Source organism: Streptosporangium sp. H16 (genome assembly GCF_051918855.1).
GTDB lineage: Bacteria > Actinomycetota > Actinomycetes > Streptosporangiales > Streptosporangiaceae > Streptosporangium.
Genome location: NZ_JBPXMD010000027.1, coordinates 59,327 through 84,340 on the forward strand (window position 1 = coordinate 59,327; position 25,014 = coordinate 84,340).

21 protein-coding genes are annotated in these 25,014 nt (G+C 71.6%); 12 read left to right on the forward strand and 9 right to left on the reverse strand.

All coding sequences use genetic code 11. The features are described 5' to 3' along the window. Nucleotides 1-21: 21 nt before the first annotated feature. Nucleotides 22-1,215, reverse strand: coding sequence for a LolA family protein (locus tag ACTOQ2_RS33380; RefSeq protein WP_440104804.1), 1,194 nt, complete (start codon nt 1,213-1,215; stop codon nt 22-24). Between the two features lie 164 nt (nt 1,216-1,379). Between ACTOQ2_RS33380 and ACTOQ2_RS33385 the strand changes: the two genes are divergently transcribed. The 5 genes from ACTOQ2_RS33385 to ACTOQ2_RS33405 all read left to right on the forward strand — a co-directional run bounded on the left by ACTOQ2_RS33385 (nt 1,380) and on the right by ACTOQ2_RS33405 (nt 7,647). Next, complete coding sequence (locus tag ACTOQ2_RS33385; RefSeq protein WP_362682642.1) at nt 1,380-2,054, forward strand: response regulator transcription factor; 675 nt, start codon at nt 1,380-1,382, stop codon at nt 2,052-2,054. After that, entirely contained in the window at nt 2,044-3,669 is a 1,626-nt protein-coding gene (locus ACTOQ2_RS33390) for a sensor histidine kinase (RefSeq protein WP_440104805.1), read from the forward strand. The genes ACTOQ2_RS33385 and ACTOQ2_RS33390 overlap by 11 nt, the downstream gene beginning before the upstream one ends. Nucleotides 3,670-3,823: 154 nt before the next feature. Beyond that, nucleotides 3,824-3,985 (forward strand): hypothetical protein, encoded by a 162-nt coding sequence (locus tag ACTOQ2_RS33395; RefSeq protein WP_440104807.1) that lies wholly within the window; start codon nt 3,824-3,826, stop codon nt 3,983-3,985. A gap of 278 nt (nt 3,986-4,263) precedes the next feature. Continuing rightward, nucleotides 4,264-5,694 carry a pyridoxal phosphate-dependent decarboxylase family protein gene (locus tag ACTOQ2_RS33400; RefSeq protein WP_440104808.1) on the forward strand — a complete coding sequence of 477 codons (1,431 nt, stop codon included), beginning with the start codon at nt 4,264-4,266 and terminating at the stop codon, nt 5,692-5,694. Nucleotides 5,695-5,865: 171 nt separating this feature from the next. Then, a complete protein-coding gene (locus ACTOQ2_RS33405) occupies nt 5,866-7,647 on the forward strand; it encodes a S8 family peptidase (protein WP_440104809.1) in 1,782 nt (593 codons plus the stop codon). Between the two features lie 157 nt (nt 7,648-7,804). On the opposite strand, the gene ACTOQ2_RS33410 is transcribed toward ACTOQ2_RS33405, so the two are convergent. The 3 genes from ACTOQ2_RS33410 to ACTOQ2_RS33420 form a co-directional block, all read right to left on the reverse strand. Next, nucleotides 7,805-8,398, reverse strand: a complete 594-nt coding sequence (locus ACTOQ2_RS33410; RefSeq protein WP_440104810.1) for a VOC family protein — start codon at nt 8,396-8,398, stop codon at nt 7,805-7,807. Nucleotides 8,399-8,495: 97 nt separating this feature from the next. Beyond that, on the reverse strand, nt 8,496-9,329 hold the full coding sequence (gene folP / locus ACTOQ2_RS33415; protein ID WP_440071594.1) for a dihydropteroate synthase: 834 nt from the start codon (nt 9,327-9,329) through the stop codon (nt 8,496-8,498). A 96-nt stretch (nt 9,330-9,425) separates the two neighbouring features. Further along, nucleotides 9,426-10,295 (reverse strand): LysR family transcriptional regulator, encoded by an 870-nt coding sequence (locus ACTOQ2_RS33420; RefSeq protein ID WP_350966547.1) that lies wholly within the window; start codon nt 10,293-10,295, stop codon nt 9,426-9,428. 828 nt (nt 10,296-11,123) lie between these two features. On the opposite strand from ACTOQ2_RS33420, the gene ACTOQ2_RS33425 reads away from it, so the two are divergent. Beyond that, a complete protein-coding gene (locus ACTOQ2_RS33425) occupies nt 11,124-12,086 on the forward strand; it encodes a neutral zinc metallopeptidase (RefSeq protein WP_440104811.1) in 963 nt (320 codons plus the stop codon). A gap of 159 nt (nt 12,087-12,245) precedes the next feature. Then, a complete protein-coding gene (locus tag ACTOQ2_RS33430) occupies nt 12,246-14,336 on the forward strand; it encodes an LCP family glycopolymer transferase (RefSeq protein ID WP_440104842.1) in 2,091 nt (696 codons plus the stop codon). A gap of 266 nt (nt 14,337-14,602) precedes the next feature. Here the strand turns inward: ACTOQ2_RS33430 and ACTOQ2_RS33435 are convergent, their stop codons facing one another. Beyond that, nucleotides 14,603-16,693, reverse strand: a complete 2,091-nt coding sequence (locus ACTOQ2_RS33435) for a spermidine synthase (RefSeq protein ID WP_440104813.1) — start codon at nt 16,691-16,693, stop codon at nt 14,603-14,605. Between the two features lie 171 nt (nt 16,694-16,864). Between ACTOQ2_RS33435 and ACTOQ2_RS33440 the strand changes: the two genes are divergently transcribed. Both ACTOQ2_RS33440 and ACTOQ2_RS33445 read left to right on the forward strand, forming a co-directional pair. Further along, the gene (locus tag ACTOQ2_RS33440; RefSeq protein ID WP_440104814.1) at nt 16,865-18,223 is read left to right on the forward strand and encodes a S8 family serine peptidase; all 1,359 of its coding nucleotides are present in this window, start codon (nt 16,865-16,867) and stop codon (nt 18,221-18,223) included. Between the two features lie 4 nt (nt 18,224-18,227). After that, nucleotides 18,228-18,461 (forward strand): hypothetical protein, encoded by a 234-nt coding sequence (locus ACTOQ2_RS33445; protein ID WP_362682676.1) that lies wholly within the window; start codon nt 18,228-18,230, stop codon nt 18,459-18,461. 81 nt (nt 18,462-18,542) lie between these two features. Here the strand turns inward: ACTOQ2_RS33445 and ACTOQ2_RS33450 are convergent, their stop codons facing one another. Next, nucleotides 18,543-19,274, reverse strand: a complete 732-nt coding sequence (locus ACTOQ2_RS33450) for an ABC transporter permease (protein ID WP_440104815.1) — start codon at nt 19,272-19,274, stop codon at nt 18,543-18,545. Next, nucleotides 19,274-20,083 (reverse strand): ABC transporter ATP-binding protein, encoded by an 810-nt coding sequence (locus ACTOQ2_RS33455; protein WP_440104816.1) that lies wholly within the window; start codon nt 20,081-20,083, stop codon nt 19,274-19,276. The genes ACTOQ2_RS33450 and ACTOQ2_RS33455 overlap by 1 nt, the downstream gene beginning before the upstream one ends. 76 nt (nt 20,084-20,159) lie before the next feature. On the opposite strand from ACTOQ2_RS33455, the gene ACTOQ2_RS33460 reads away from it, so the two are divergent. Then, nucleotides 20,160-20,834, forward strand: coding sequence for a TetR/AcrR family transcriptional regulator (locus ACTOQ2_RS33460; protein WP_440104817.1), 675 nt, complete (start codon nt 20,160-20,162; stop codon nt 20,832-20,834). Nucleotides 20,835-21,090: 256 nt separating this feature from the next. Continuing rightward, entirely contained in the window at nt 21,091-22,242 is a 1,152-nt protein-coding gene (locus ACTOQ2_RS33465) for an ion transporter (RefSeq protein WP_440104818.1), read from the forward strand. Here the strand turns inward: ACTOQ2_RS33465 and rpsD are convergent. Continuing rightward, nucleotides 22,230-22,844: a 30S ribosomal protein S4 gene (rpsD, locus tag ACTOQ2_RS33470; RefSeq protein ID WP_440071607.1), complete on the reverse strand. Its 615-nt coding sequence runs from the start codon at nt 22,842-22,844 to the stop codon at nt 22,230-22,232. The two genes, ACTOQ2_RS33465 and rpsD, sit on opposite strands and share 13 nt — an antisense overlap. Before the next feature lie 94 nt (nt 22,845-22,938). Here rpsD and ACTOQ2_RS33475 point away from each other — a divergent pair, with 94 nt between their 5' ends. Then, nucleotides 22,939-23,664, forward strand: a complete 726-nt coding sequence (locus ACTOQ2_RS33475; RefSeq protein WP_440104819.1) for a DUF2470 domain-containing protein — start codon at nt 22,939-22,941, stop codon at nt 23,662-23,664. 351 nt (nt 23,665-24,015) lie between these two features. Here ACTOQ2_RS33475 and ACTOQ2_RS33480 read toward each other — a convergent pair whose 3' ends face one another. Next, nucleotides 24,016-24,594 (reverse strand): ClpP family protease, encoded by a 579-nt coding sequence (locus ACTOQ2_RS33480; protein WP_440104820.1) that lies wholly within the window; start codon nt 24,592-24,594, stop codon nt 24,016-24,018. Between the last annotated feature and the right edge of the window lie 420 nt (nt 24,595-25,014).

A 25,014-nucleotide genomic window follows, 5' to 3' on the forward strand; every position in this document is an offset into this window, starting at 1 on the left:
GTCGGGCTCCCGGCGCCGGGCTCACTTCTGACCGGCCGCCTCGGAGAGCTTCTCCGGGGTGACGGCGCCGACCAGCAGGCGTCCGTCGTCGGTCAGCAGCGCGGAGACCAGCTTGGTCTGGATGACCTTGCCACTGCCCCACGTGCCGCTGATCGGCTTGGCCGACTTCAGCAGGGTGTCGGTGATCGCAGCGGCGTCCTGTCCCGCGCCCTGCCCCGCGGGGCCCTCGCCCTGGGGCGCCGAGGCCAGTTTCGCCATCTCGGAGGCGGGGATCACCGCGACCGTGGTCCAGCCCTTACCGACGGTCCTGGCCTTCTCCCTGATCTCCTCGCCCTGCCTGAGCTTCTCGCCCTGCCGCGCGCCGCGCTCCTCGGCGAGTTCGCCGATCGACGCCTCCTCGACCTTGGCCCCCGCGGGCGGGGTGAAGGTGAAGTTCTCCGCGGCGGGCGGGGTGAAGGTGACCGAGGTGAAGCCGACCTCGAAGGCGGGCTCGGCCGCGCTCCTGGCGTACACCTGGATCCGCAGCGGGACGAAGGTCTCCCCGTCCAGCGCCAGCTTGACCTCCTTGACCAGGGACGAGGTGTCCTTGGGCGCGAGGACGAGCTGGTAGGCCGCGCGGTCGGCGACCTTCTCGGTGTTGGTCACGCTGACCACGGTGTCGGCGCCGATCCGCCCCAGCAGCTCCTGGGCGAGCTGCTGCGGTGTGGTCGCCGTGGGCAGCGCCTTGTGCGCGTCGGCGGCACCCGGCTTCCCCTCTCCGAGGCCCTCGGCGCCTCCCGCCTTGACGCGGGTGGCCTTGTTGGCGTCGCTCTGCCACAGCCATACCTGGTCGCCGTTGGCGATCAGGTCGGTCTCGCTCATCCGTCCGGGGAGGGCGAAGCGGAACTTGTCCTCCCCGCCGTACCAGACCTTGAGCTCGTGCGAGCCCGCCAGCAGGGCGGCGGGCGAGGATCCCCCCATGCCCGGCACGCCGGGCAGCGCGGGCAGCCCGAGCGAGGCGGTCTGCATGACGGTGCCCGACATGGGCTTCAGCCCGCTCCGGCTCGCCTGGGCCGCGCTCGCCAGCAGTTGCTCCGCGGTGCGCTCGGGCAGCGTGGGATCCCCCTGGACGGCGGCGATGACCGGTCCGGCTCCGATGGCTCCGGCGACCAGCGCGATCGCGGCGGCCGGCACGGCCCACCTCACCGCGCGGCCCCGTCTCGCTTGCTCAGACATCTCATTCCTCCACGGTATGCCGTCAATCCCTGTCAACAGCAGACTGCGTGACAGGTCCTGTGCCGAAGCTGAGACAGACTGAGAGTGCTCACAGGCTTCTCAGCCGCCTCTCAGGCGGGGTGGTCGAGGATGGGCACGTCCGACATGGCGAAAGGGGCGTTCACATGCGGGTTCTCGTCGTGGAGGACGAGCGGAGGATGGCGGCCGCCCTGCAGCGTGGCCTGCAGGCCGAGGGGTTCGCGGTCGACCTCGCGCACGACGGGGAGGACGGCCTGCACCAGGCCAGGCACGGCGAGTACGACGTCGTGGTGCTGGACATCATGCTGCCCAGGATCTCCGGCTACAACGTCTGCAAGCAGCTGCGTGCCGAGGAGAACTGGGTGCCGATCCTGATGCTGTCGGCCAAGGACGGCGAGTACGACATGGCCGACGGGCTCGACCTCGGCGCCGACGACTACCTGACCAAGCCGTTCTCGTACGTGGTGCTGGTGGCCAGGCTGAGGGCGCTGCTGAGGCGCGGGGCGAACCGGCGCCCGTCCGTACTGAGGGCCGGGGACCTGGCGCTCGACCCGGCGCGGCGGCGGGTCACCAGGGGCGAGACGCCGATCGAGCTGACGCCCAGGGAGTTCGCGCTGCTGGAGTTCCTGATCCGCCACCACGACGAGGTGGTCTCCAAGACGGAGATCCTGGAGCACGTCTGGGACACCTTCGACACCGATCCCAACGTGGTCGAGGTCTACGTCGGCTACCTGCGACGCAAGATCGACGTACCGTTCTCCCGGAACGCGCTGCAGACGGTGCGGGGAGCGGGATACCGGCTGGCCGGCGATGGCGGCTGATCCGGCCTCCCCGGCCCGCAGGGACCCCCGGGCCCGCCAGGACCGGCCCGCCGCCGGAGCGGACGCGGGACACCCCGCCGGCACGGCCTCCCCGGCCGGCGCGGTCGCGCACGGAGGAGGGCGCGCGGTCGGCCGGTGGCGGCGCAAGAGCCTGCGCTTCCGGCTGACGGCGGTCGCCTCGGCCGTGCTGGCGGTGGCGCTGGTGGTCTCGGCCTACGTGATGATCACCGTGCTCGGCAACGCGCTGCTGGCCACCATCGACGACTCGATCTACCAGCGGGCCAGGGACACGGTCTCGCTGGCCGACGCGGGGCGGCTGCCCGACGAGATGACCTCACCTGACGGCACGCTCCTGCAGGTGATCGACGGCACGGGACGGATCACCCACACGACCACCGGCACCGACAGGCTGGTGCCGCTGCTGGGCGCAGGGGAGCGGGCGGCGGCGATCGGCAGGGGCGAGGCTCGCTTCCTGGACGGGAAGCCGTACGGCATCCCGCACCTGCTCCGAGTCCGGGTGCTCAGCGCCGACCGGGGGCAGACGGTGATCGCGGCGCGCCCCTTCAGCGAGGTGCAGACCAGCATCTCCACGGCCGGGCACGTGCTGATCGTCGGTACGCCGCTGCTGCTGATCCTGCTCGCGGGAGCCAGCTGGGTGATCATCGGTCGGACCCTGCGGCCGATCGCGGCGCTGCGCCGGGGCGCGGACGAGATCACCGACACCGCCCGCTCGCGCCGCCTGCCGGTGCCCGAGGCACGCGACGAGGTGCACAGCCTGGCCACGACGCTGAACGCGATGCTGGCCCGGCTGGAGAAGGCCGGTGTCCGGCAGCGGGCCCTGGTCTCGGACGCGGCGCACGAGCTGCGCAGCCCGCTGGCGAGCATCCGGCTCCAGCTGGAGGTGGCGCTCGGCCACCCCGAGGGACAGGACTGGCGGGAGACGGCCGAGGGCGTGCTGGAGGACACCATGCGCCTGTCCAGGCTGGCCGAGGACCTGCTCTCGCTGGCCCGGCTGGACGAGCGCGGCGGCACGCCCGCGCGGGGGGAGCCGGTGGAGCTGGACCAGCTGGTCGCGCAGACCGTCGAGCGGTACGGCGAGGCCGTCACGGTGCGGATCGCGGGCGAACCGGAGAGGGAACCGGGGAACGCACCCGGCGCGGCCGGCGACAGGCCGGAAAGCGGACCCCGCACGGCCGCCGCACCGAGGAACGGACCCGGCAGGGCCGGACCGGGAAGTGCACCCGGCACGGCCGGCGGACCGAGGAGCGGGCCGGTCAGGGTCACCGGGGACGCGCTGGACCTGAGCCGGGTGCTGGTCAACCTGGTCGACAACGCGCTGCGGCACACCTCCGCCCCCGTGGTGGTCGAGCTGCGGGCCGAGGGGGCCGACGCCGTGCTGACCGTCACCGACGACGGGCCGGGCATCCCCGAGGCCGACCGGGAGCGGGTGTTCGACCGGTTCACCCGGCTGGACAGCGCGCGCAGCCGCGACGAGGGCGGAGCCGGGCTGGGCCTGGCCATCGTGCGCGAGACGGTCCACGCCCACGGCGGCGCCGTCCACCTGGAGGACGCCTCCCCGGGCCTCCGGGCGGTCGTACGGCTTCCGTTATCTTGACCGAGGCATGTGAATCATCCGCTTGGCCGGGCGATCGATCGGGACCTAGCGTCACACTCATGACTTCCGTTGACGGCAGCCGGCGGGAGCTCATCCTGCGGGTCGCCACCGGCCTGTTCGCCGCGCTGGGGTACGACAGCAGTCCACGAGCCAGGTGGCCGAGGCCGCCGGGCTGAGCGTCGAGGCTCTCGGCGAGGAGTTCGACGGCAAGCGCCAGGGCGTGGAGGATCCCGCCGTTCTGCGGCGGTTCCGCACCTACCTGCACCGGATGGTCCACCGCGTCGCCGCCCTGCCCGGCCTCCCGCCCCTGCCCTGACCTCCGCCCGGCCCCTCCCCCGCCCTGACCTCCGCCCCGCTCCCCTTCCCTCCCCTGCCCGGCTCGCCGCCCCCTGTCCTGACCTCCGCCCGGCTCCCTGCCTCCATCCTGACCTCCGCCCGGTTTCCCGGCTCCGTCCCGTATGCCGGGCCGGTGCGCGCCACCGGATCTCCGTACGGCACGATTTCGTGTTATTTCGTGTGATGCTGGCATTTCCCTGGCGGCCCCTGCGGGCCGCGTCCTTCCGGCCCGCGCGAGCCGTATCCCCGAGGAGACCGATGAGCCTGCCTGACAAGGGCCGCAACACCGACGAACTGCTGGCCGAGATCGCCCGCCTCAAGCAGGACGACCTGCCGGTGCGCGGCGGCAAGGTGACCGCGTACGTCTACGACACCGGACGGCCCGAGGTGCACGAGGCCGCCGCCAGGGCCTACTTCGAGATGCTGGAGGTCAACACCCTCGACCCGACGGCCTTCCCCAGCGTGGTGGAGATGGAGAAGCAGGTCGTCGGCGCGGTCGCCGAGCTGCTCGGCGGGGGGTCGGGCATCTTCACCAGCGGAGGTACCGAGTCGATCATGCTGGCGGTGAAGGCCGCGCGGGACTCCCGCGAGACGGCGGGCCGCCCCCGGATGGCGGTGCCGGTGACCGCGCACCCCGCCTTCCACAAGGCAGGGCACTACCTGGGGGTCGTGGTGGACGCCGTACCGGTGGACCCGGTGACGTTCCGGGCCTCCGCCGCGGACGTCGAGGCCGCGATCACCGAGGACACCGTCCTGGTGGTCGCCTCGGCGCCGTCCTACCCGCAGGGCGTGATCGACCCGATCGCCGAGATCGCCGGGATCGCCGCCGCGCGCGGCGTGCTCTGCCACGTGGACGCCTGCGTGGGCGGGTGGCTGCTGCCGTGGCTGCGCGAGGCCGGGGCGGACGTCCCGCCCTTCGACCTTTCGGTTCCCGGGGTCACGTCGCTCTCCTGCGATCTGCACAAGTTCGGGTACGCGCCCAAGGGCGCCTCGGTCGTGCTGTTCGCCGACCCGGCGCTGCGGCGCAGGGCGTACTTCGCCTCGGCGTCGTGGCCCGGCTACACGGTGATCAACGCCACCGTGCAGAGCTCGAAGTCCGCGGGCCCGCTGGGCGGGGCGTGGGCCACCTTCCAGGCCCTGGGCCGGGAGGGCTACCTGGAGCTCGGACGCACCACCCTGGCGGCGGCCCGCGAGCTCCGCGAGGGCATCGCGAAGATCCCCGGGCTGCGGGTGCTCGGCGACCCGGAGTCGGCACTGGTCGCCTTCGGCTCCACGGACGACGTGGACGGGGTGGACGTGTTCGTGCTGTCGGACGAGGCCAGGAAGCGCGGGTGGTTCCTGCAGCCGCAGCTGTCCTACGCGGGCATCCCGGCCAACATCCACATCACGGTGACCGGGGTGACCCTGCGGGGCGTCGAGGCGATGCTGGAGGTGATCGCGGAGGCCGTGGAGGCGGCCCGCGAGCGGGGTCCCGCGGAGCTGCCGGAGGGGCTGGTGGAGCTGGTGGCGGGCCTGGACCTGGACGCGCTCGACGACGCCGCGTTCGGCGAGCTGGCGGCGGCGGTCGGGGTGGACCTGGGCGGCTCGGGGCAGCCGGAGATGGCCGTGGTCAACGCGGTTCTCGACGCCCTGCCCGCCGAACGGCGAGAGGCGATCCTGATCCGCTTCCTTTCGGTCATCTACTCCTGATCGTCAGCTCTCAACTCCCGATCGCCCAAGGACAACTACATAACAAATTGATTTACCCCTGTCACGATATTGCAGTAAATATCGTGCTGGCCGACGATGGGGACGCTCCACCGCCGCCCGGGATCCCCGACCGGGATGCCGGGCCCACCCCCCTCCAGGAGGTCCGCGAACATGAGCAAGACCCCCGCCCTCCGATTAGCGGGCTTGGTCACCGCCACACTCCTGCTCGCCCTCGGGTCGGTCACCCCGGCCTCGGCGCTGCAGCACACGGATTCCGCCGGTTCCGCGGATTCCACGCGTTCCACCGGTTCCATCGTCAAGGCGGACAGCGCGACCGCGCTCGCCGACAGCTACATCGTGGTCCTCAAGGGCCGCTTCAGCCTCGTCGACCGCGACCGCAGGGCGCGCGAGGTCGCCGAAGGCGAGGGCGCGCAGGTCGGCACCGTCTACCAGCGCGCCATCAACGGCTTCGCCATCCGGGCGAGCGAGGAGCAGGCCCGGCGGATCGCCGCGCGGCCCGACGTCGCCTACGTCGAGCAGGACCAGGAGTTCACCCTGGTCAACCAGGCCGTGTCCTCGTGGGGCCTGGACCGGGTCGACCAGCGGAACCTGCCGCTCGACGGCAACTACACCGCGCCGAACACCGGTTCCGGCGTGCGGGCCTACATCATCGACACCGGCATCCGGGTCACCCACTCCGACTTCGGCGGGCGGGCGCAGGCCGGACGCGACGTCTACGACGACGACAACGACGTGGCCGACTGCAACGGCCACGGCACCCATGTCTCGGGAACGGTCGGCGGCGGCCAGTACGGCATCGCCAAGGCCGTCACGCTGGTCGGCGTGCGGGTGTTCGGCTGTGGCAACAGCACCTCCACCTCGATCATCATCGAGGGCGTGGACTGGGTCACCGCCAACGCGGTCAAGCCCGCCGTGGCCAACATGAGCCTGGGCGGCAGCGCGAGCACCGCGCTCGACACCGCGGTCTCCAACTCCATCGCCTCCGGCGTCGTGTACGCGCTCGCCGCGGGCAACGAGAGCACCAACGCGTGCACCCGCTCCCCCGCGCGGCTTCCCGCCGCGATCACGGTGGGCGCCACCACCAGCACCGACGCCCGCGCGTCCTACTCCAACTTCGGCACCTGCCTGGACCTGTTCGCCCCCGGTTCGGCCATCACCTCGGCCTGGAACACGAACGACACGGCCGCCAACACGATCAACGGCACCTCGATGGCCTCCCCGCACGTCGCGGGCGCGGCGGCGCTGGTCCTGAGCGGCAGCCCCGCCGCCACCCCGGCGCAGGTGCGCGACACGATCGTCACCAACGCCACGCCCGGCGTGGTGACCAACCCCGGCACCGGATCGCCGAACCTGCTGCTGTACGTCGGAGGCGGCGGCCCCGGACCCGAGCCCACGGTGGTCTACTCCGACGACTTCGAGGCCGAGCGCGGCTGGACGGTCAACCCCGGCGGCACCGACACCGCGACCACGGGCCGCTTCGAGCGCGGCGACCCGGGACAGACGTCGAGCGGCGGCGTGACCACCCAGCCCGGCACCACCCCCAGCGGCACGTACGGGCTGGTCAGCGGCGCGGCGGCCGGGTCGAGCGCGGGTGACGGCGACATCGACGGCGGCGTGACGAGCGCGCAGTCGCCGGCGATCACGCTGCCCGCGAGCGGGACGCTCACGCTGTCCTTCTCCTGGTACCTCGGCCACCTGAACAACGCGAGCAGCGCGGACTACGTCCGGGTCCGCGTGGTCGGCACGACCACCACGACCGTGCTGAACCAGACCGGTGCCGCGTCCAGCCGCGCCGCCGCCTGGGCCACCGCCACGGCCAACGTCTCCGGCCACGCCGGGCAGGTCGTCCGTGTCGTCGTGGAGGCGGCCGACGCCTCCGGGGCGAGCCTGGTGGAGGCCGGGGTCGACGACGTCAAGATCACCTCGCAGTAGACCCTCCTGGAATGCGAGGCGCGCCCTCGCCTCGCGATCGGGCCACCCTTCCCCCCGAGGGTGGCCCGGCCCTTCTCTCCCTCGGGACGACGCTCTGAAAGCTCTCCCTCGGGACGGCGCTCTAAATGGACGCTCTAAAAGAGCGTGACCCCGCCGATCACGGCCACCAGGCGGGGTTCGTCACCGGCGGCCACCTCCAGCTCGGCCCGAGCGCGGCCAGGTCCGCGGCGACGGCCGCGGGGTCGGGGTGGCGGGCGGTGAGGGAGGTCAGCTCCACCACGGGCAGGCCGCGCTCGGCGGGATGCGCCGTCGTCCCCCAGTCGATCAGGAACGGGACCAGGCCGTCGCCGGTGTCGTCGGGCGAGGACGTGAGCCGCCACTCCAGCAGCTCGCCCTCCGGCGTGCGGCGCGACATCGGGTGGATCTCGCCCGGCTCGTACCCGCGCTCGCGGGCCCGCGCGACGGTCGCGTCGAGGTCGACCGGGCGGATCGCCCAGGTGACCAGGCGCGGGCCGGGCAGCAGGTCGAGGCCGAACGGCCGGGCGAGACCGGGATCGGGCTGGTCGGGATCCGGGCCGATGATCTCCAGGTAACGGCGCCCGCCCAGGCCCAGCAGGTGGTTGCGGGTGCCCAGGCCCACGTGGCGCCCGCCCTCCACGGGCTCGGCGCCGAACAGGCCGGCGATCTCCCGTACGGTCGCGTACAGGTCGGGGGTGGCGTAGACGAGGTGGTCGAGTCGTTGTTCCGGCATGGGTGGGGCTCCCGTCCGTGTTCGCGGCGGGCGCGGCGCCCGCGGGAGAGGTGTGCCCGCGAGGCGGGCGTCATCGGCGGCGCCGGCGCTGGAACGGTCATCGGCGCAGCCTCGCGACGGTGGCCAGGGCGGCGCGGGCGGACGCGGCGTCGTGGACCCGGAAGACCCGGGCCCCCTGCCAGGCGGAGACCGCCAGCGTGGCCATGGTCCCGGCGTGGCGCTCGTCCACCGGCAGGCCGCCGAGGGTCTCGCCGACGAAGTCCTTGTTGGAGACCGCGACCAGCACCGGCCAGCCGGTGGCGACCATCTCGTCCAGGCGGCGGCTGACCTCCAGGGAGTGCCAGGTGTTCTTGCCGAAGTCGTGCGCCGGGTCGATGAGGATCGACTCCCTGGGCACCCCCGCGGCGACGGCGCGCTCGGCGAGGTCGACGGTGTAGCCGATGACGTCGGCGACCACGTCGGCGTAGGCGATACGGTGCGGGCGGGTGCGCGGGGTCACGCGACCGGCGTGCGCGCAGACCAGGCCGATGCCGTGCTTGGCGGCGACCCCGGCCAGTTCGGGGTCGACCCCGCCCCAGGTGTCGTTGAGAAGGTCCGCGCCCGCCTCGGCGACGACCTCGGCGACCTCCGCGCGCCAGGTGTCGACGCTGACGATGAGCCGAGGGTGACGACGTCTCACCTCCGCGACCAGGTCGGCCACCCGGCGGATCTCCTCCGCGGGGTCGACCTCGTCGCCGGGACCCGCCTTGACGCCGCCGATGTCGACGATGTCCGCGCCTCCGGCTACGGCACCGTCCACCGCCTCCAGGGCCGCCGCGAAGCCGTACGTCCTTCCCCTGTCGAAGAAGGAGTCGGGGGTGCGGTTGACCACCGCCATGATCGCGAACTCGCCGGGCCGGAACTCACGGCCGCGCAGGCGCAAGATAGTCATCGAGACCGAGCCTATAGCCCGGTGTCGGAGAGGACGGCGCTCCCACCTGCGCCGCCTCTGGGGGAAAACTGGAAGAACTGACGAGCCTCGGGGCTCCTACGCGGCCGACCCACTTTCGGCCACGGACAGGAACTCCTGGGCGATGGCGGGCAACCGCCGTCGCGCGTGCACGATGGCGATCACCCGGCGGACCGAGGGATCGAGAGTGCGGACCACGAGCCCGGCGCGGGCGGCCTGCTCGGCCATCCCCCGGTACCAGAGCATCGAGGCCGTACCCGAACGGACGGTGCTCAGCCAGTTGCCGCGCTCGTCGAGCTGCGTCGCCACCACGGGGGCCACACCGTGTTTGGCGAAGAGCGCGTCGAACTCCCTGCGCCGGGAACTGCCGGGAACCGGCAGCACCAGCCGCATGCCGTTGAGTCTCCTCATCGGCACCGGGTCGGGCAGGTCCACGCCGGGCGGAGAGATCAGCACGATCTCCTGGCGCTCCAGCGGATGACTGATCAGATCGGTGGGGACGGGCAGGTCCGTCAGGCCGAGGTCGGCCCGCTGGTCCCTGATGGCGCTCACCACGCCGTCCCGCCCGTCACAGCGGACGATGTGAATGCGTACCCCGGGATGTTCGGCGGTGTACGCGGGGAGGAGGCGTCCTGCCAGCCCCGGTTCGAGGCTGGGTATCGAGGCGATGCGAAGCTCCGCCTCGGACGCGTGGCCGTGCGTGGACAGTGACTCGATCTCGCGGACGGCGTCGAGCGCCTCCCGGGCCAGTTTGACCACCCGGCGTCCCTGCGCCGTGACGACCACGCCACGTCCGGAACGTGCGAACAACGTCATCCCGAGCTCTCGTTCCAAATCCCTGATCGCACGGGAAAGGGCAGGTTGTGCGATGTACAGCGACCTGGCCGCGTCGGTCATGGTGCGATGCTCCGCCGTCGCGACCACATAGCGGAGCTGCTGCAGATTCATGATTTGAAGCTAGGTCACGAGCCCTGGATCGGTCCGGTACATCGCGGAGATCACCTCGGATGATTTCGGAATGTAATCGAATGCAGCGACATCCGTGACGGATGATAAATCAGTATGCTTACGCCCCAAATTCGGCAAAAGTCCGGACCTGTAGCTCAGATCGGACGCTCGGGTTAACGGGGAGACAGCGTGACAGGCAACGGGCACCATCCTCCACCGCCCCCTCCACCTCAGGGGCGACCACCTCAGGCACCACCCGGATGGACGGCTCAGGGCCATCCTCAACCGCCGGGATATCCGCAACAGCCGCCACCACCGGGACAGGGATACCCGCACCTGCCCACGTATCCGGGGCAGGCGGGCCCGCAGGCACCCCCGCCGGGACAGGCGGGTCATCCGCCGGCACCACCGGGACAGGGAAACCGTCCAGCGTCGCCGCCGGGGCACGGGAGCCACCCGGCGTCGCCGCCAGGACAGGGATTCCCGCCCGGGTACGGGTACCCGCCCCCTCCCTCCCGGCAGCCGGTCCCGCCCCCACCCCCGCCCGGCCGGGGGTACCCGCCGGGACCACCCCAGGGCCACCCCCAGCCGCCGCCCCCGGGATATCCGCCGCACTTCCCTCCCCCGCCGGCGCCTCCGCGGCAGCCACCGCCGGGACAGGGATACCCGCACCTGCCGACGCAGCCAGGGGGCCGCGCGCCGTACGGGCAGCCGGCCCCGCCACCGCCGCCGGACCCCTGGCAGCGGCACGCCCACCCGCCGCCGCAGTGGCAGCCGCAGCGCCCTCGCTCCGGCGGTGCCGGGGCGATCGTCGGCGGGATCCTCGGCGTGTTCGCGCTGGTGTTCGTCGGGCTCGTGGTGTTGGGCGCGGTGGCCAAGAACAGCCGCCGCTCGGATCCGGTCTCGCCGATCGCGATCCCCACCTTCTCGGACAGCAGGCCGTCGTACACGCCCACCGCGGAGCCCGCACGTACCGCGTCCGCCGAGCCGCGACGGACCACGGCCTCCTCCGACATCTCGGAAGACACGATCAAGCCCCCGGTCAAGGCGCGGACGCTCAACACCAGCCTGGAGAACAACACGCTCTACCGGGCCGGAGGGCTTCCCCGGGTGAACTGCCCGGCGGGGTCGGCCAGCATCTACAGCCACAGCCAGCTCAAGGCGCTGATCCTCAGGACGTCCAAGTGCATGGACCGGGGCTGGTCCCAGATCATGCGCAAGCAGGGCATGGACTGGCGCCCGCCCGGCTACGCCCTCACCGCGACGAAGGGCCGCGGCGCCTGTGGCGACTTCCCCTCGCCGGGCAGCATGGTGCCGTACTACTGCCCGCGCAACACCACCATCTACGCCTCGACCAGGGCGATGGCGCGGGGGGTCGGCAACTCCGGCGGGTACGGCTCCATCACCGAGTGGCACGGCGGGGTCATCAGCATGATGGCGCACGAGTACGGGCACCACGTGCAGCATCTGTCCGGGCTGTCCGACACCTGGTGGCAGCGGTCGCTGCGGTCCAGCAGTCGCAGCGGGAAACTCGCGCTGAGCCGCAGGTTCGAGCTCCAGGCGACCTGCTTCGGCGCGATGTTCATGCGCTCGGTCACGGCCAGCTACCCGGTGACCCCGGCCCGGCGCAACACCCTCTACTACTTCTACTCCCGCGTGGGCGACTGGCCCGGCTACCCCCGTGACCACGGCTCCCCGGCGAACAACAACCGGTGGTTCCGCCAGGGCTACGAGAAGAACAAGGCGTTCCAGTGCAACACCTGGTTGGCGCCCTCCTCGTCCACGTCTTAGGCGACATCACGACTTAAGGGATCATTAACCACAGATTGGCTATCTGTCTGTCATGTCCAGGTATGGGGACTAGAATCCTGGCAAATTCCGTTCAATCGGGGAACCTTGGCTGTTTTGCCAGGTAGACCGGGGCAAAACGTAGTAGGAAGCGGTGTGACGATGCGCCTTGGGCAAGACTCGGGGGATCTCGCCGGCGGCAGTGGGAAACGGCGCCCCCGGCGCCGCAGCGGAGGCCCGGCCACGGGCCGCGGCGGCGCGCAAGGTCCGGCCGAGACGCGAATCCCCCCTGGCCCACCCGGCACGCCACCGGCCCGGGACGCTCCCGCCGGGGACGCGCACAACGGGCTCCGGGCGGTTTCCGACCTGGTCCAGGGCGTACCGGACGGGCGGGGGACGCTTCCCCCGCAGCCTCGGCCCGGCGCACGGGGCGCCGCCAACGGGCAGGAGGCGCGCTCCCTCCCTGGCGCGCACAACGGGCAGGGGGTCAACGGGCAGGGGATCAGCGGGCAGGGGACGCCTCCCCCGCACGGCGTACCCAACGGGCAGCCCGCGCACAACGGGCACGACACCCTTCCGGCCCCGGGCGCGCCCGACGGGCTGATGACCTCTCCCTCGCAGACCGGAGCGGGCACGCGGCCCGGCCAGGACGCCGGGCCGGGCCAAGGCGCCGGCCCGGCCCAGGCGTCGGGGCAGACCGGAGGGCCCGCTGGGTCTCCCCCCGGACCCCCCGGACCCCCCGGTCCTCCCGGTCCGCCCGCCCCTCCCGGGAAGCGGCCGCAGTTCGCCAAGCCGCTGACGGTCGGCGCGCTCATCGGCTGGACCGCGCTGTCGGCGGTCCTCCCCGGCGCGGCGCACCTGCGGTCGGGACACCGCCGCACCGGGTACATCCTGCTCACGATCTTCGGCGCGCTGCTGCTGGCCGCCCTGGTCGGCTGGTTCGCCCTGGGCGGTACGAAGAACGCGGGTTTCGTCGCCCGCGACGGCATCCTGACGACCGCGGTGGTCCTGGCCGTCGTCGGCGCGATCACCTGGTTCCTGCTGGTGCTCTTCTCCTACATCTCCCTCGGGCCCGACCGGCTCAGCGGCAGGGGGCAGATCGTGTCGGGCATCGCGGTCGGCGTGCTGTGCGTGTCGGTGATGGCGCCGTTCGCGCTGACCGCGAGCACCGTGATGACCGGCAAGGAGACGGCCAACGCCATCTTCGCGTCCGCCGCCGACAACCCCACGGCCGTCCCCGTCAAGCACGAGGACCCGTGGGGCGGGCGCAAGCGGGTGAACTTCCTGCTCGTCGGCGGCGACGGCGCCGGGAACCGGGAGGGCGTGCGGACCGACAGCATGACCATGGCCAGCGTGCACGTCGCGACCGGCAACACCGCCATGTTCAGCCTCCCCCGCAACCTCCAGCACGTCCGCTTCCCGCCCGGCAGCGCGCTCGGCAAGCGGTTCCCCGACGGCTTCATGCGCGAGCTGCCCAACGGCGGCCTGCTCAACGAGGTCTGGCAGTACGCCGAGGACCACCCCGAGCTGATGCCCGGGGTCAAGGAGGGGCATCGGGGCCCCCGGGCGCTCATGGACGCCATCGGCTACACGCTCAACCTGAAGATCGACTATTACGCCCTGGTCAACATGTTCGGCTTCGCCCACCTGGTGGACGCCATCGGCGGCCTCAGGATCAGGGTGGAGCGCGACGTCCCGTGGGGCGGCCTCTACGGCACCGCCGGGACCATCAAGGCCGGATACCGGAAGCTCTCCGGCGAGGAGGCGCTCTGGTACGGGCGCTCCCGCGTCGGCAGCGACGACTTCTCCCGGATGGCCCGCCAGCGCTGCGTCATCGGCGCCTTCGCCCAGCAGGCCACCCCGTCGGTCGTGCTCACCAACTTCGCCAAGATCGCGGGCGTGGCCAAGAAGATGGCCAAGACCGACATCCCCCGCGAGCTGCTGGAGCACATCATCGAGCTGGGACTGAAGGTCAAGGACGCCAGGATCGTCAGCCTCCAGTTCGTGCCGCCGGAGTTCTACACCGGCTCGCCCGACTGGCAGAAGATCCGTACGGCGACCGCCAGGACGCTGCGCCAGTCGCTGCAGCCCGCCCGCCGCCCCCTGGCCGCGACGGCCTCCCCCGGCACGAGCGGTGCGACGCCCGCCGCCACACCCAAGCCCTCCAGGTCGGCGGTGGCCAAGCCGAGCCAGACGCCCACCCAGAACGGCAAGGCAGAGGCCCAGTCCCTGGACGAGCTCTGCGGGTTCTGACCGCTCCGCGCGAGCGGCTCCGCCGCTGACGGCCCCGCGCGATCGCCACACGCATGTGGCCCGCCCTCCTTCGCGGGAGGACGGGCCACAACGCTTTTTCCTGGCCCCGGGCTCCGGGCTTTCAGGACCCCGGGACCTCGGGCCCCCAGGACTTCAGGACCCCGAGACTTCGGGGCTCCGGGATTTCGGGGCTCCGGGATTTCGGGACTCCCCGCCGGAGCCCACCGGCACTCCTCGCCCGGAGCCCACCGGCTCAGCCGACCTTGTCAGCCGACCTTGACCGCGCCGCCGCCCCCGGTTCCCCCGCCGCCCGCGACGGCCCCGGAGGTCCTGGGCAGCAGGGCGAAGGCGCCCAGATAGACCAGGCCCGCCACGATCAGCAGCGCCTGGTAGCCGATGACCAGCGCCAGATACTCCAGGCAGCCGCCGACCATCGCGCCCAGCAGGTTCGCGCCGAAGGACACCGTGGCGTCCGCGGAGTCGGCGAAGCGCTTGGCGAACACCACGTTGGCCGCGAAGATCGGCAGGAACGCCACGACCACGGCGGTCACCGCGCGCAGCGGCAGCGGCAGGCTCAGCAGCCAGGAGTTGGGCACCAGCCAGGCCAGCACGAGCCCGGCGAGCAGCACGCCGTACATCACCGGCAGGGACGGTACCCTGAAGCGGCGTGTCACCTCCACCGCGGCGAGCACGGCGACCAGCACCCCGCCGAACACGATCGCGTTCACCACCCAGGTGGTGCCGAACAGCAGCGCGAACCCGGTGACGCTCTTCGTCTCCAGCAGCAGGAACGCCACCCCGAGCAGGAAGAGGTCGGCGTACGGGCGCATCCGCCGGTACGGACCGGCGACGGCGCGCACGGCGAGCAGGCTGACGATGAGGATCAGGCCGAGGGTGATGATGTAGATCTGCGGGATCGTCCGGTCCTTCAGGTAGAGGAAGGGCCGGTCGTCGCTCGCCGGCGGCGGGGTGTCGGCCTTCACCCCCGCCCACTCGGACTCACACCGCTGCGCCTCGGTGGTGAGCCCCGCGGTGATCACCGCCTGCTGGCCGGTCTCGCTGACGATGTCGACGCAGGGCTTGTGGCCGAAGGCGGCCTGCATGGTGGAGCCGAGGCGGTCCACCAGCCAGGTCTCGCGGTAGTAGTTGTACATCGAGAAGGCGCCGCCGGGCTTGAGGTGGTCCCTGGCCGCCTCCATCGCCTGCCGGGTGAACAGGTAGCTCTCCAGCCGCAGCGAGCTCGCCCCGGACACCAGGGTGAGCGAGTCGGGCAGTGCGAAGAGGATCAGGTCGTACTTGTCGGAGGTCCGTTCCAGGAAGGCGCGGCCGTCGGTGACGTGGGTGGTGACCCGGGGGTCGGAGTAGGGCTTGTCCGGGTGGTAGGAGCGGCCGAGTTCGAGCAGCTTGGGGTCGATCTCCACGGCGTCCACGTGCTTGGCGCCCTTCGACAGCGCGATGGACACGTCGGTGCCGCTGCCCGCGCCCACGATGAGCACGTTGTCCAGCTTGCCGGAGGCCGCGCGCTCGTAAGGCAGGGCGTACTGGCGCTCCCACTCCAGGCGGTTCTTGGCCGGGGTGGCCTGCTGGTGCGGGATGCCGTTGACGTCGATGTTCATCAGCGGCACGCCCTCCCAGTAGCCGCGCACGTAGGTCACCTTGTAGTAGGGCGACCACAGCGCCCCGGCCGTCAGCGTCTCCGTCGCGAGGACGCCGACGACGATCAGCGACGGCACGAGCAGCGCCGCGCGGGCCCAGACCTTGCGGGGCCAGAGCAGCACCGCGTAGGCGACCGCGGCGATCGTGCCCCACACCACCGGGGGCGCGCTGAGGAACGACAGCGCGGTGAACAGCGCGATGCCGCTGAGGCTGCCGATCAGGTCGTAGCGGTAGGCCTCCAGCCGTTCGAGCTCGGGGAAGCAGCGCCCGACCAGCTCGGCCGGGCCCATCAGCACGATCGCCGCCGCGGCGAAGATCACCGGAAGGATCAGCCAGGGGGGCGGCCCGCTCGCGCTCAGGCTCGTCCAGTACAGGACCCCCTCGGTTTGGCGGTCCACGGTGACCGGGAAGAGCCACACGACCACGACCAGGACGGCCAGCACGATCGGCGAGTAGTACGGCTGGCGGGTGCTGCGTCCCACCCGCAGGAAGCCGAGTCCGATGCCGAGGAAGGACCCCAGCAGGACGAAGTTCGTGAAGTAACTCAGATGAACGATGTTCGACCCGGTCCACCGGATCAGGGCCAGCTCCAGGAAGAGCATGAAGCCACTGGCCACTATCAGTCTGGGCCGCGTGCTCAGCCAGTGTGCGTGCCGGACATCGGGGCTGGGGGGTGGAGTCGTCTCCGCCGCTGCGGTCATGACGCCCAACGCTAGTGACCGGCACCCGCGCAGGGAAGGAAATCCACGCCCGTCGTTTGCACGGGTTACATGCCATGAGTCCGGATAGGGAGTGATTTCAACGGCTGGACGGGATCGAGGCGGATGCAGGAACGTGGTGGGACCCGATCCCCTCGAGCCCCGGTGGTGCACATGCGGGTCCTGCTCCAGCTCCGTCCCTCCCCCGACGTCGTCGCGGCCGTGGCCGACCCCACGGTGAGCGCGGCGGCCGCCGACGTCGCCGACGCGCTGCCCGGGGTCGTCGTGGACCCCTCCTTCACCCCGGTCATCGCGCCCCGGCCGGTTCCCGTCGCCGGGGGCGACCCCCTCTCGCTCAACCAGCCGCTGACGTTCTCCTTCGCCGACGACGAGGCCTCCGTCCTGGTCCGCGGGGAGATCTCCGACGACGAGATCTCCACCCGGATCACCCTGCTGCCCTCGCTCCGTCCGGACGTCGTGGGAGTCTTCGCCGACCCGGTGATTGAGCGGGGTCTCACCTGCGGCGGAACGGCCCCGGTGGGCGACTGGCGCGACGTGGGGCGGCTGCTGAACGTCGCCGAGCTGGCCCGCGAGGGTCTCGACGGCGCGGGCGTCGCGCTCGCGGTGCTCGACACCGGCATCAACGCCGCGCACGTGGCCCGGCGCCTCGACCGCGCCGTGGCCCTCGACGCGCAGCACAGCTGGAAGCCCTCGGGGGTACGGGGCACGGCGGGCGAGTTCCCCGTCGACCACGGCACGATGTGCGCCTTCGACGCGCTCATCGCCGCACCGGGGGCGTCACTGATCGACGTGCCCGTGCTGCTGTCCCGGCGCCCGGGAGGCAGCGCGCTGGACGGCCTGCTGTCGGACGCGGTGGCGGCCTTCGCCCACCTGCGCACCGTCCTCGAGGCCCAGCCCGCCGCCTCGCGCTCCCTGGTCGTCAGCAACAGCTGGGGCTCCTTCTCTCCCGACTGGGACTTCCCCGCGGGCCACCCCGGCAACTACTCCGACAACCCGGCCCACCCGTTCAACCTGATCGTCTCCAGCCTGGAGCGGGCGGGCGCCGACGTGCTGTTCGCCGCGGGAAACTGCGGGCGCGACTGTCCCGACGGCCGGTGCGCGTACCCCGACCGGCCGATCACGGGCGCCAACTCCCACCCGCGCGTCCTGTCGATCGGCGGCGTCGACATCCGGGGCGAGCGGGTCGGCTACTCCTCACAGGGTCCGGGCCGCCTCACCGCCCGCAAGCCCGACCTCTGCGCCTACACCCACTTCTCCGGCTCGGGGGCCTTCGGCGACGACGAGGCCGACTCGGGCACCTCGGCCGCGTGCCCCGTCGCCGCCGGGTTGGTCGCGGCCGTACGCACCCTGTGGCCCTCCTCGCGCCTGTCGCCCGCCCAGCTGCGCACCCTGCTCCGGCGCACCGCCGACGATCACGGCGACGTCGGGTTCGACCACGACTACGGCTACGGCGTCGTCGACACCGCCGGAATGCTCGCCTCGTTGCGCCGCCGCGCCAAACGCGTAGCGTGAGTGCATGCTCCTGATCACCGTACGGCTCCCGCCCGACGCGACGCTCGCGCAGGCCATGCGGCGCCTGGAGTTACCCGAGGAGGACGTCGACACCGACTACGGCCTGGTGCTCATCGACCCCGACCAGGGCCTGTACGGCCTGCGGGTGAGCGAGTCCGCCGCCCGCCGGGTCGCCCCGGAGGCGGACGGGGGCCCCTACTCCGACCCGAGGATCGAGCCGTACGGCCCCCCGGGCTGAACACCGCGCTCGCCGGGCGGGGCCCTGGTCCGGCCCGGCGACGGCGCCGCGGCCGCGAGAGCCGATCGGCGAGAAGGGCGGTCAGGCGTTCTCGCGATTGAAGACGCGGGTTCCCACGACGACGCAGAGCACCGACAGGGTCACGGTCACCGCGACGCCGAGGCCGACGGTCCCGTTCACGTAGTCGCCGTTGAACAGCTCGCGCATGGCCTCCAGCACGTAGCGGAACGGCGTGACGCGCGACAGGAGGTCCAGCCAGCCCGGTGCCATCGACATCGGCAGGAACGCGCCGGACAGCAGGACCAGCGGGACGATCGCCGTGCTCATGATCGGCGCGAACGCCTCGGGGTCCATGACGAGCGCGATCGCGTTGGACAGCGCGGCCAGGCTGACGCCGAGCAGGATCATCATCAGCAGCGCCACCAGCACGCCGGGAATCGCCGCGCGCAGGCCGAAGGCGTAGCCCACCACGATCAGCATGGTCGACTGGATCACCAGGGTGAGCGAGCTGGCCAGGACGCGGCCGAGCAGCAGGGAGACGCGGTGCGCCGGGGTGACCCGCAGCCGCTCCAGCACCCCGGCCCTGGCGTCCATGACGATGCCGAACCCGGCCAGGCCCGCGCTGAACAGCGCCACCTGGATGAGCAGACCGGGGATCAGCGTCTCCCAGGGACCGATCGTGACGAACAGCGGGCCGAACAGCACCAGGTAGAGCAGAGGCTGCAGCACCCCGAAGACGATCCCGGCCTTCTGCCGCAGCGAGATCCGGACGTTGTGCCGGAAGATCAGCCAGGTGTCGCGGACGACGCTCATCACCGCCCACCCGCCGGGTGAGCCGCCTGCCGCTCGTCGCTCGTTCCCGAGGAGCCCGGTGAGCCCGAGGAACCCGGCGGATCGTCTCTGAGGGAGCGGCCGGTGATGGACAGGAAGACGTCGTCGAGGGTGCCGGTGCCGCCCTTGAGCTCGGCCGGGGTGCCCTGGGCGACGATCACGCCGTCGTCGATGACGAACAGGCGGTCGGCGAGCGCGTCCGCCTCGTCGAGGTAGTGCGTGGTCAGGAAGACCGTGAGGCCGAACTCGTCGCGCAGGCTCGTGATGTGCTCCCACAGCGCGGCCCTGCTCTGCGGGTCCAGGCCCGTGGTGGGCTCGTCGAGGAAGAGCAGGACGGGGTCGTGGACCAGGCCGAAGGCGAGGTCGAAGCGGCGGCGCTGCCCGCCGGAGAGTGCCCCGCCCGGCCGCTCGCGCAGTTCGGTGAGCGCGAACCGGTCGAGCACCCTCCCGACCCGTTCGCGCGCCTCGGCCGGGCGCATGCCGTACAGCATGGCGTGCAGTTCCAGCTCCTCCCCCACCGGGTTCGACAGGTCCATCCCGCCGCCCTGTGACACATAGCCGATGCGCCGCCGCACGCCCCTCGGGTCGGTGAGCAGGTCGTGGCCCGCGACCGTGGCGGTGCCGCCGCTGGGACGCACCAGGGTGGTCAGCATCCGCATTGTCGTCGTCTTCCCCGCGCCGTTCGGGCCGAGGAATCCGACGATCTCCCCGGCCTCCACCGCCAGGTCGACGCCCCGGACGGCTTCCACGCCGCCGGGGAAGGTCTTGCTCAGTGCCGATGTCTTGATCATTTGATCGCCTCCATTTTTACAGTAACACCAATTTTGGAGTCACTGCAAAAATAGTCCGGCACCTAGAATGAGCCCCATGAGCGAGGGCCTGCGCGAGCGCAAGAAACGGGAGACCAGGCAGCGCATCTCCGACATCGCCACGTGGCTGTTCGTGACGAAGGGCTTCGACAACGTGACGGTGGCCGAGGTCGCCAGGACCGCCGACGTGTCGGTCAACACGGTCTTCAACTACTTCGGCACCAAGGAGGACCTGCTCTTCGACCGGCAGGAGGAGGTGGAGGACCTGCCGAGCAGGGTCGTACGGGAGCGAAGGCCCGGCGAGAGTCCGCTGGCGGCGCTGCGGCGCGACTTCCTGGACGCGCTCGACACCCGCCACCACCGCTACGGGTTCCACGAGGGAAGCGACGCCTTCACCCGCATGGTCTCCCGGAGTCCGTCACTTAACGCCCGGGTGCGGGAGATGAACGAGGCGCGGGAGAAGGCCCTCGCCAGGACGCTCGCCGAGGAGGCCGGCGCCGGTCCCGGCGACCTCACCCCCGCGTTCGTCGCCGCCCAGATCAGCGCGGTGCTGCACCGGCTGATGACCCACGCCATCGAGCGCATGCTGGCGGGCGAGACCATCGACGCCATCGCCCCCGACCTGCGACGGCACGCCGAGCGCGGCTTCGAGCTGCTGGAGTCGGGCATCGGCGACTACTGCCTTCGCCGGCAGGACACCTCCCGGACCGCCGCGACCGGGGACCCGGCCTAGCTCTCACGACCGGAAGGCCACGGACGGAAGGTCACGGGCGAAAGCCGGCCCGTGCGGCGGGCCGGGCCGCGCGGGACGGCCTGCCGCACGCCAGGGAAACAACGTACGCGGTGCACATTTTCGGAACATGCCATGTTTCCGGACAGCAAAGATCGAATGACCGGAATGTTTCATGACATCAACGGCGGATCCAGAACTTCACCAGTCCGTTATGATCTTGGCTTGTCCTTGGCCTCTCCGACCCCCGGGAGCCCCCGTGCCACCGCGCGAGCGTCTCCGCCGCCTGCTCGAAACGCACCGTTTCCAGCAGTTCATCGTCGCCGTCATCGTGATCAACGCGGCCACCCTCGGGCTGGAGACCTCCGCGTCGACCGTCGAGCGGTTCGGCACGCTGCTCACCATCGTCGACCACCTGGCGCTCTACGTCTTCGTCGTCGAACTGACCGCCAGGCTCTACGCCTACGGCTGGCGGTTCTTCCGCAACCCGTGGAACCTCTTCGACGCCGCGATCGTGACGATCTCGCTGCTGCCCACGGCGGGCGGGCTCTCGGTGCTGCGGGCGCTGCGGATCCTGCGGGCGCTGCGGCTGATCTCCGTGGTGCCGAGCCTGCGCCGGGTGGTGACCGCGTTGCTCACCGCGCTGCCGGGGATGAGCTCGATCGTGCTGCTGCTGGCACTGGTACTCTACGTCACGGCGGTGATGGGCACGAAGCTCTACCACGTCACCGCCCCGGAGTACTTCGGCGACCTGCCCACCTCGCTGTTCACCCTGTTCCAGATGATGACCGGGGACGCCTGGTCCGACATCACCCGCGAGGTGATGGCCCACCACCCCTCGGCGTGGGTGTTCTTCGTGGCGTTCATGCTGGTGTGCACCTTCGTGGTGCTGAACCTGTTCATCGCGGTGGTGGTCAGCGCGATGGAGGAGGAGCACGCCGAGGAGTCCATGCAGGCGACCGAGGACCTGGGCAGGGCGGTGCTCACCGAGCTGGCCACGCTCCGGGCCGAGGTGCGGGAGCTGCGGGACCGGGTCCCGGTGACACCGAACGGCGGTCCGGGCCCGTCCGCGAAGGGCCGCCCGCGCGCGGCGGGAAACGGCGCCCCGGACCCCGGACCGCCCCCCGGGAACACGGCGGCGAACACGGCGGCGAACACGGCGGCGAACGGCGACGCCCGCTCAGCGGGAAACGGCGGCCCGGACTCCGGGGACACGGCGGCGAACACGGCGGCGAACGGCGACGCCAGGGACACCGCGTCGAACACCGCGTCGAACGGCGACGCGCGCCCGGAGGGAAGCGGCGGCGGCTCGGACCCCAAGGGCGCGCGAAGGAACGGTGGCGCGAGAAAGCCCGCCACCCGGGGGGCAGCGGGCCGGCGCCGCGGATCGGCGTCAGGTCAGCGCGAGTAGAACTCCACCACGAGCTGCTCGTCCACCGGGACCACGATCTGCTCGCGTAGCGGGCGGCTGAACAGGGTGAACGTGAGCTCGGCGTGATCGACGTCGAGATAGGCGGCGATCCGGTCGTCCGCGTACACGCCCTCGGACGCGGCGACGAAGGGCTGCATCCGGCGTGACTTCTCGCGCACCGCGATGACCTGGCCCGGCTTGACCAGGTAGCTGGGGATGTCGACCTTGCGGCCGTCCACGGTGATGTGGCCGTGGGCGACGTACTGGCGGGCCGCGTAAATGGACGGGGCGAGGCCGGAGCGCAGGACCAGGGAGGCGAGGCGCGTCTCCAGCAGCACCACCAGCTCCGCGCCCGCACGTCCTGTGCCGCGCAACGCCAGGTCCCAGTAGCGGCGCATCTGCCGCTCGGAGACGTCGTAGTACCAGCGGAGCTTCTGCTTCTCCATCAACCGCAGCCCGTAGTCACCGGTCTGCCGCCGGTTGGTCTTGCGACCGTGCTCACCCGGCGGGTAGGGGCGCTCCTCGAAGTAGCGGACGGCCTTGCGGGTCAACGGCACGCCGGCCCTCCGGGACAGCCGCACCTTCGGTCCGGTGTAGCGCATGCTCACTCCTTTGTGGTTAGGTCTACCTTAGTTAGGCAAGGCTAATCTTACACAGCAACAGCTGTATCTCCCGACCTTCAAGGAGAGCCGGTCCATGCAGCCCGTCACCGCTCCGCCGATCCCCGAGCGGGTCCGCACCCTCGCCGCCACGGCCGCTCCCACCCACGTGTCCATCTCCGGATCCACCGGCCCCGCGAGGCCCGCCAGGGGCGGCGTGGACGGCGCCGGCCGGCCCGTGCTTCTCGTCCTGCCGGGCGACCCGCTCCATGACACGCGGGACGAGCCCATGGTGACCGTGGATCTGACGTCGAACCGCTCGCTGGGAGAGCACGAGCTGTCACGCGGCCTGCTCAAGGTGCAGGGCTGGGTGCAGGCCGTGCCCGAGGCCGAGGTGAGGGAGACGGCGGTGGCGATCGCCGAGCGCTGCCCCGACGAGGCTCTGTTCGAGGTGCTGGAGGGGACGGACGGCCCCCGGCTGCTCCGCGTCGACATCGGCAGGGTGATCTATCTCGCCGGGCCCGAGTCGGGTGTGCTGGACGCCGAGGAGTATCTCGGCGCCGCCCCCGATCCGCTGATGGGTGAGGCCGAGCGCATGCTCCGCCACGTCAACGACGCCCACCGCAGGCAGCTGGAGACCGCGCTGGGCTCCCTGCTCGCCGCGCCGGTGCCGGAGGCCTGGCTCTGGGAACTCGACCGCTTCGGGGCGACCGTCCGCTGCGGCGTGGACGACCCGACGCTGATCCGGCTTCCCTGGCCCTCGCCCATCACCGACGCGGAGTCTCTCGAACACGCCGTGCGCTGCCTGCTCTGCCACCACTGACGGGGTCACTGACGGCGTCACCACGGGCGGAGCCACTCTGCCGGAACCACACTGCCGAAGCGGCCACATGCGGAGCGGTCACGTGCGGCGGGGGGCGGCCAGAGGTGGCCGGGAAGCGGTCAGGAGGCGGCGGGTGACCGGAGGGCGGTCGGAGGGCGGCCAGGAGACTGCCGTTCAAGCGATCGGACGGCAGCCGTTCAATGGCCGGCGAGGCGATGCTTTATCGCCGTGGCGCCATTTCCTGCCTCAACGGGAAATGGCGCCATGCCATTCCGCGCGGAACCACCCCGGAAGCGAAATTATTCCCAGGTTGCGATCATCCCGAGAGAAAATCGCCCCGGGAACGAAATATCAGCCCTCGGACACCACCTCGCTGGTGTTCCGGATGACCTGGTCGACGAAACCGTAGTCTCTGGCCTCGGTGGCGGTGAACCAGCGGTCGCGGTCCCAGTCGTCCTCGATCCGCTCCAGCGGCTGGCCGGTGTGGAAGGCGATCCGCTCGCGCATCGTCTGCTTGGTGTAGAGCATCTGCTCGGCCTGGATGGCGATGTCGGCGGCCGTGCCCCCGAGGCCCCCCGAGGGCTGATGCATGATCACCCTGGCGTGCGGCAGGATGTAGCGCTTGCCCGGGGCGCCGGAGCAGAGCAGGAACTGCCCCATGGACCCCGCGATGCCCATGGCCACGGTGGCGACGTCGTTGGGGATGTACTGCATCACGTCGTAGATGGCCATTCCGGCCGACACCGAGCCACCGGGTGAGTTGATGTAGAGCCAGATGTCGCGCCGGTCGTCGTCGGCGGAGAGCAGGAGCAGCTCCCCGCAGATCCGGTTGGCGACCTCGTCGTTCACCTCGCTGCCGAGCACGACGATCCGCTTGCGCAGCAGCCGCTGATACAGCTGGTCTTCGGGGACGATCTGGGGACCGCTCATGTCTTCCACCTACTCCGAACCCGGGGTTTTCGAATAACGAACACTCGCGACCATAGTCCCGCCGGGGACCGCGTTTTCCGTTCGTTCGCTGTCAGCGCTTTCCGCTGAAAGCGCAGCGTCCGTTATTCCGTTTTCCCGCCGGACACGGCCACTCTGGAACCGGACACGGCGCCGTTCCGAAGCCTGGCACGGCCGTTTCGCGGTCACGGCACGGCGTTTCGCGGCCGGGGCGCGCCCCGCCTCCGGCGAGGGGTGCGGTCCCGCCGTACGGGCGACGTCCGGCGGCGGAGGCGACCCGGCGGGTACCGGCCGACCGGCGGCCCCGGGAGTGGGCATGACCCGCGCACCCGTCCTCATCGGCCGGCCGGCGCCGGATCGGCCTGGCCTCCAGGGCGGGCATGTTTACCCCCTCCGCTGCAG